Origin of the sequence: Pseudomonas donghuensis, assembly GCF_000259195.1 — a bacterium.
GTDB lineage: Bacteria > Pseudomonadota > Gammaproteobacteria > Pseudomonadales > Pseudomonadaceae > Aquipseudomonas > Aquipseudomonas donghuensis.
In genome coordinates this window covers 1-6,352 of record NZ_JH650796.1, presented here as the reverse complement: position 1 = coordinate 6,352, position 6,352 = coordinate 1, and the positions used below count along the sequence as shown (strand labels likewise).

The window sequence follows — 6,352 nt, the reverse complement described above, 5'->3', positions numbered from 1 at the left end:
GGCGCCCCCAGCCACTGCCCGGACGTTCACTGAAACCCGCTCGCCTGCCCGAGGGCCCACTCATGGCCAACAATCGCCCGGTTCACCTGGGCACTGCCCGGGAACTGCTCGACGTGCTGATCCGCGCCGGGCTGATCGCCGTGCTGGTGCTGTTCTGCTTCGACATCTTCAAGCCGTTCCTCAATCTGATGCTGTGGGCGGTGATCCTGGCGATCACCCTCTATCCGCTGAGTCAGCGCCTCGGTGGCTGGCTCGGCGGGCGCCCGCGCTGGGCTGCCGTCGTCCTGGTGATCATCGGCCTGGCCTGCCTGATCGGGCCGCTGAGCCTGCTGGGCGCTTCGGTGGCCGACACCGTGCAACAAGGCATCACCGGCTTCGAGGACCAGCGCATCGAAATCCCGCCGCCACCGGCCAACGTCCGTGACTGGCCGCTGATCGGCGCGCCGCTGTACGGCATTTGGGCCCATGCCAGCAGTGACCTGAGCTGGGCGGCGACCCAGGTCGCGCCGCACCTCAAAGGCCTGAGCAAGACCCTGCTGACACAACTGGCCGGGATTGGCTCGGGCATCCTGATGTTCCTTGTGGCCCTGGTCGTCGCCGGCCTGATCATGGCCAAGGGTACAACCGGCCAACGCGCGGCGGTGGCGATTGCCACCCGCGTCGCCGGCCCGCAGCGCGGCGAACAACTGGCCGCATTGTGCACCGCTACCATCCGCGCCGTAGCCCAGGGCGTGGTCGGCATCGCCTTCATCCAGATGCTGCTGGTGGGTGTCGCCCTGGTCATTATGGGGGTTCCTGCTGCCGGGGTGCTGGCCCTGCTGGTGCTGCTGCTGGGCATCACCCAGCTGCCGGTGTTGTTGATCACCCTGCCGGTGGCGATCTACGTGCTGGCCCATGACGGCGTCAGTCCCAGCACGGTGATCTTTGTCATCTGGATCTTGCTTGCCGGGCTCGCCGACAACGTCCTCAAGCCCATGCTGCTGGGCCGCGGGGTTGCCGTGCCGATGCCGGTGGTGCTGATCGGGGCGCTTGGCGGCATGCTGACCAACGGCATCATCGGCCTGTTCATCGGCCCGGTGGTGCTGGCCGTGGGCTACGAGCTGTTCATGAGCTGGGTGGCGCAGCCGCTGGCCGCCGACAGCCCGGCCGAGGAGCCTGCACTGGAGCCGCCAGGCGCTTCGGGCAGCACCATGGACTAGACTTCAAGCACGGGGGCTGGCAACACAACGCTACCGGAGGTGCCCATGAGCCAGTACCAACGCCTATTCTTGATGGTCGGCTGCGACCTGCGCCACACCCCGGCACTGGAACGTGCCGCCGCCCTGGCGCACGCCACGGGCGCCGCCTTGCATATCTGCGCCTTTATCGACGAGGTCGATACCCTGGGCCTGATGAGCGGCGACGAGCAGCACCTGGACAAGCTGATGCAGGACAACCGCCAGTGGCTGGCCGATGAAGCCACCTTACTGCATGAAAACGGCATCCGCGTCACCACCGACGTGATCCTGGCCCGGGACGTGCTGCAAGCGGTACTGACCCAGGTGGCCGAAATCGGCCCGGACCTGCTGATCAAGGATGTACACCACGAAGCCCTGCTCAAGCGCCTGGTGGTGGCGCCGCTGGACTGGCAACTGCTGCGCGAGTGCCCGTGCCCGGTGCACCTGGTCACCGACGTGCATTGCCCGCTGCCGCGCATCGTTGTCGCCGCTGTCGACCCGACCCACCCCGAACACCCGCACAGCGACCTCAATGAAAGCGTGATCCAGGCCGCAGCCGACCTGGCTCGCCAATGCAGCGCCGAGTTGCACCTGTTGCATGTGTGCGACAGCGCCCACACCCACATGGCCGACTTCGGTGCTGGCACCGTGACCATGCCGGGCTTTGGCGATGATGTGCGCAAGTCGATTCACAAAGCCTTCGAGCGCTTGGCCGAGCGCCACGCGGTACCAGTTGAGCGCCAGCACTTTCTGTCGGCGCCTATTACTCGCAGCATCGCCGAATTCGTCAGCCACAGCCGCGCCGACGTGCTGGTAATGGGCAATCACCCGCGCAAGCTGCTCGAACGCCTGACCGGCAGCACCACCGAGCACGTGCTGGAACAGCGCTTGTGCAACGTGCTGGCGATCCGCGGCGCGGCTTGAGCTTCAGTCGTACTCGGCTTCGGCGTGGTCGCCGAGCAAGCGGCGCTGGCGCGGCGTGGCGGCGGCCAGCACCGCCGGGTTGAACTGAAAGTGCAGGTAGGGCGAAAATTTTTGCGCGACCATGCGTCGGCCGTAGTGCACCTGCAACATGTAACGGCTGCGCTCTGCGCTGCGGTTGTCGCTACCGGCGTGCCACAGCTCGCTGCGAAACACCAGGGCGTCGCCGGCCTGGCACAGCACCGGCTGCGGGGGACGGCCCTGCCAGCTGTGCTCATCCTTGCGTGGCGCGCGCCCTGCCCTGTGGCTCCCGGCAATCACCCGGGTCGGGCACAGGTCGGCGTCGATGTCATCCAGGTACAACTGCACGGTGCAGATCTGCATCGGCAGCTCAAAGGCCGGGTCGGCCATCAGCGCCGGGGCGGCCTCCATCATCAGGTAGTCCAGGTGCAACGGCATGCCCTGGTAACCCGGATGGCAGCGCCAGGCGGTCTGGCCGATGATATGGCAATCCTCACCCAACGCCCCCTCGGCCAGTTCGATCACCCCGGGCAGATCGAGGAACGCCAGCCACAGCGGGTCGCGGTTGAACACACACTTGTAGTGCTCGATCAGGCCGCCGCTGTAATCCCAGTGAAACGCTTTGAGCCGGTCGATGGCGTGACGCAGCAGGTTGACCTGCGCGCTGTCGAGCACGCCCGGCAACACCACGAAGCCGTCGCGGCTCAAGGCCTGCAGGTGCTGCGCGGTAGTGCGGTTCATCAGGGCCTCCACAAGGCCGAGGGTCAGCCTTGGCGCAACCAGTCGATAAAGCGCGCAAACAGCTCGGACTGGGAGTTTATCTCCAGTTTAAGGTAGAGGTTCTTGCGGTGCATGCGCACGGTTTCCGGGGAGATGCCCATTTCGCCGGCGGTGGACTTCACCGAGTGACCGCGCAGGATCATCTGCGCCACTTCGCGCTCGCGCTCGGTCAGCACCTGGCAGCCAAAGCTGTCGAAGGCCGCCTGGACGCTGCCCTGGCTATCCGTTTCGCGGGTTTGCGCAAGGCCGTGCTGGGCGAAGCGGCTGATCAGTTCACGCACCATCGGCTCCACCGCCTGCAGCAGGTGCAGTTGCTCGACGCTCAGGGGGCTGGCGCCGTAGCCCTGGAACAGGCTCAGGGAGATCTTGCTGTGTGGGTCGATGTCGACGATGTAGTAGCTGTCTTCGGTGCAGCCCGTGCCCAGGTAGTAGGTCTTGTAGTAGTCGCTGTCGAAGAAGTGGTCCGGTGCGATCTCCTGCAGGTGGTAAAAGCCTTGCGCCAGGCCCTTCTCCACCGCCAGGCAGAACGGGTCGAGCAGGTAGCCGGCGGTGAAGTAGCGGTTGAGGATCGCATCGCGGTAACGCTCGGGAATGCCTTGCTGGTAGAGCAGCTGCGGCGGCTGGCCCTGGCGTTCGAGGCTGATCATCATCGACTCGACCGCCACCAACTGGCTCAGGGCGGCAGCGAGGGTTGCCAGGGCGTCCGTCTCGTGACTGCGGGCAAAGGCGTGCTGCAGCGCTGCATGCCATTGCTGCAGGGCAGAGAAAGACAGGCAGATCGGGGTGTCGGCGGTGGCTCGGCTCATGCCCGGCAGTCTAGGCTCCCACAGCGGGTTTGTGTAGCCGGACCTGTGGGAGCGGGCTCGACCCGCGATCGAGCGCGAAGCGGTCGTAGTCCAGCCAACACTTGATGCATTGAATGGACTAGCCTCATCGCGGGTCAAGCCCGCTCCCACAGGCCTTCACTGACCAGTTCTTCTGCCGTTTCGACAATGCACTGACGCAAGGTCTCAACGATCTCGTCCACCTGGGCATGGGTGATGATCAGCGGCGGCGACATCACGTTCAGGTGCATGATCGGCCGTACCAGCAAGCCCTTGGCCTGGGCCCGGCGGTGGATGCGCTCGCCGATGTTGACCTCATCGGCAAACAGCGCCTTGCTGCGCTTGTCGGCAACGAATTCGACACAGGCCATCAGCTTCATGCAGCGCACCTCGCCCACCAGCGGCAGCCCGGCCAGGCTCTGCAGGCGCTGCTCCAGGTAGCCGCCGACCTCATCGACATGGGCCAACAGGTTCTCCCGCTCGATGATCTCGATGTTTTTCAACGCCGCGGTGCAGCACACAGGGTGGCCGCTGTAGGTAAAACCGTGGGTAAAGCAGCGGCCCTTGCCCGGCTCGGCGATGACCTTCCAGATGCGCTCGGAGAAGATGCACGCGCCCAGCGGCAAATAGGCCGAGGTCAGGCCCTTGGCGGTGGTGATGATGTCCGGCTGCACGCCGAACAGCGCCTGCGAGGCAAAAAACTTGCCCAGGCGGCCAAAGGACGTCACCACCTCGTCGGCAACGAAGAGGATGTCGTAGGACTGGCACACCTGCCACATGCGCAGGAAGTAGTCCTTGGGCGGGATGATCACCCCGCCCGAGCCCATGATCGGCTCGGCAAAGAACGCCGCGACGTTGTCGGCGCCCAAGGACAGGATCTTGTCTTCGAACTCGGCCACCAGAAAGTCGAGAAACGCCGCCTCGTCCATGCCATCCGGCGCCCGGTACGGGTTGGGGTTGGAGACGTGGTGGATCAACTCATGGCCATAGTCGAACTCGGGCACGCGGTCGGCGGCCTTGTTGCCGATCGACATGGTCAGGCAAGTGGAGCCGTGATAGGCGTTGTAGCGGGCGATCACGTGCTTTTTGTGCGGCTTGGCGCGGCAGTTCTGGTAGTACTGGATCAGCCGGTAGGCGGTATCGACCGCCGTCGAGCCGCCGGTGGTGAGGAACACGTGATCGAGATCGCCCGGAGCGAGGCTGGCGAGTTTTGCGCACAGTTCGATGGCGACGTTGTTGGCCATGTCCGAGAACGGGTTGGAATAGGCCAACTGGCGCACCTGGTCGGCGATGGCCAGGGCCATCTCTTCACGGCCCAGGCCGATGTTGGTGCACCACATGCCGCCGACGGCATCGAGCAAGCGCTGGCCATCGGTGTCGTAGATATAGGCGCCCTGGCCTTCGACGATGTTCAGCGCACCGTGTTCGGCGTGCTCATCGAACACGTGGTAACCGTGCATGTAGTGGGCTTTGTCGGCCGCCACCAGGCAATCATTGGCGGCGGGTGCTGAAAAGGTTTTGTTTGGGGTGGCCATGGCAGTGTCCTTGGCGAGGGGAAAATGGCAATCAGCTACCGGTCTTGACCGTGCTCCAGACCCGGGTAATGGCGCGCATGTCCTTGCCGCTCTGGGTCTTCTGCGCGAACAGGCGCTGGCGGGTGGCGGCGTCCGGGTAGATCGCCGGGTCGTCACGAATCTCGGCCTGCACCAGCGCCGTGGCGGCGGCGTTGCTGTTGGCGTAATGGATGTAGTTGGTGACCTTGGCGATGTTCGGCGGCTGCAGCAAAAACTCGATGAAGCGATGGGCGTTGGCCACGTGCGGCGCGTCGCTGGGCAGGTACAAGTTGTCGAACCAGATCAGCGAGCCTTCCTGGGGGATGAAGAACGCCAGCTTGATGGGCTTGTTCGCCTCCTCTGCCCGCGCCTGTGCGGTGGCATAGTCGCCGGACCAGGTCAGGGCCAGGCAGGTATCGCCATTGGGCAGGCTGGTCAGGTAATTGACCGAGTCGAATTTCTTGATGAATGGCCGCACGCCGAGCAGCAGCGCCTGGGCGGCTTCAAGGTCATCGGCTGTGGCGCTGTTGGGGTCGCGCCCCAGGTACTTGAGGGCCAGCGGGATCACTTCGCTGGGCGCGTCCATCAGGGTCACGCCGCAGTCGGCAAAGCGCGAGACAATCTTGGGGTCAAAGAGCATGGCCAGCGAACCGATGGGCGCGTCGGGCATGCGTGCCTTGATCTTGTCGACGTTGTAGGTCACCCCGGAACTGCCCCAGGTGTAGGGCGCCGAGTAGACAAGGCCCGGGTCGTAGCCTTGCAGGTTGCTCACGACCTGCGGGTCGAGATTGCTCCAGCTTGGCAGCTGCGTTTTGTCCAGCGGCTGGAACACCTGCGCCTTGATCAGCGGCGGTACCAGGGAGGCGTTGAGTACCACCAGGTCGTAGCCCGAGCGCCCGGTCAGCAGTTTGGTCTGCACCGTTTCGTAGCCGTCGAAGGTGTCGTAGATCACCTTGATGCCGGTGGCTGTTTCAAAGTCGGCGAGGGTCGTTTCGCCGATGTAATCCGTCCAGTTGTACAGCCTGAGTGTGTTGCC

General features: G+C 64.7%; 6 protein-coding genes. 2 read left to right on the top strand and 4 right to left on the bottom strand.

Annotated elements, in window-relative coordinates:
• Window positions 1-62 precede the first annotated feature (62 nt).
• Together UW3_RS0126200 and UW3_RS0126195 are read left to right on the top strand one after the other, a co-directional pair.
• Complete coding sequence (locus UW3_RS0126200) at window positions 63-1,199, top strand: AI-2E family transporter (protein ID WP_010227107.1); 1,137 nt, start codon at window positions 63-65, stop codon at window positions 1,197-1,199.
• A gap of 45 nt (window positions 1,200-1,244) precedes the next feature.
• Window positions 1,245-2,141 (top strand): universal stress protein, encoded by an 897-nt coding sequence (locus tag UW3_RS0126195; RefSeq protein ID WP_010227106.1) that lies wholly within the window; start codon window positions 1,245-1,247, stop codon window positions 2,139-2,141.
• A gap of 3 nt (window positions 2,142-2,144) precedes the next feature.
• Here the strand turns inward: UW3_RS0126195 and UW3_RS0126190 are convergent, their stop codons facing one another.
• The 4 genes from UW3_RS0126190 to UW3_RS0126175 form a co-directional block, all read right to left on the bottom strand.
• Window positions 2,145-2,900 carry a phytanoyl-CoA dioxygenase family protein gene (locus UW3_RS0126190; RefSeq protein WP_010227105.1) on the bottom strand — a complete coding sequence of 252 codons (756 nt, stop codon included), beginning with the start codon at window positions 2,898-2,900 and terminating at the stop codon, window positions 2,145-2,147.
• Window positions 2,901-2,923: 23 nt separating this feature from the next.
• Window positions 2,924-3,745, bottom strand: coding sequence for a LuxR family transcriptional regulator (locus UW3_RS0126185; RefSeq protein ID WP_010227104.1), 822 nt, complete (start codon window positions 3,743-3,745; stop codon window positions 2,924-2,926).
• A gap of 134 nt (window positions 3,746-3,879) precedes the next feature.
• Window positions 3,880-5,298 carry an aminotransferase gene (locus tag UW3_RS0126180; RefSeq protein WP_010227103.1) on the bottom strand — a complete coding sequence of 473 codons (1,419 nt, stop codon included), beginning with the start codon at window positions 5,296-5,298 and terminating at the stop codon, window positions 3,880-3,882.
• Window positions 5,299-5,329: 31 nt separating this feature from the next.
• Window positions 5,330-6,352, bottom strand: a 1,023-nt coding sequence (locus tag UW3_RS0126175) for a polyamine ABC transporter substrate-binding protein (RefSeq protein WP_010227101.1), incomplete at its 5' end; no start/stop codon positions are given.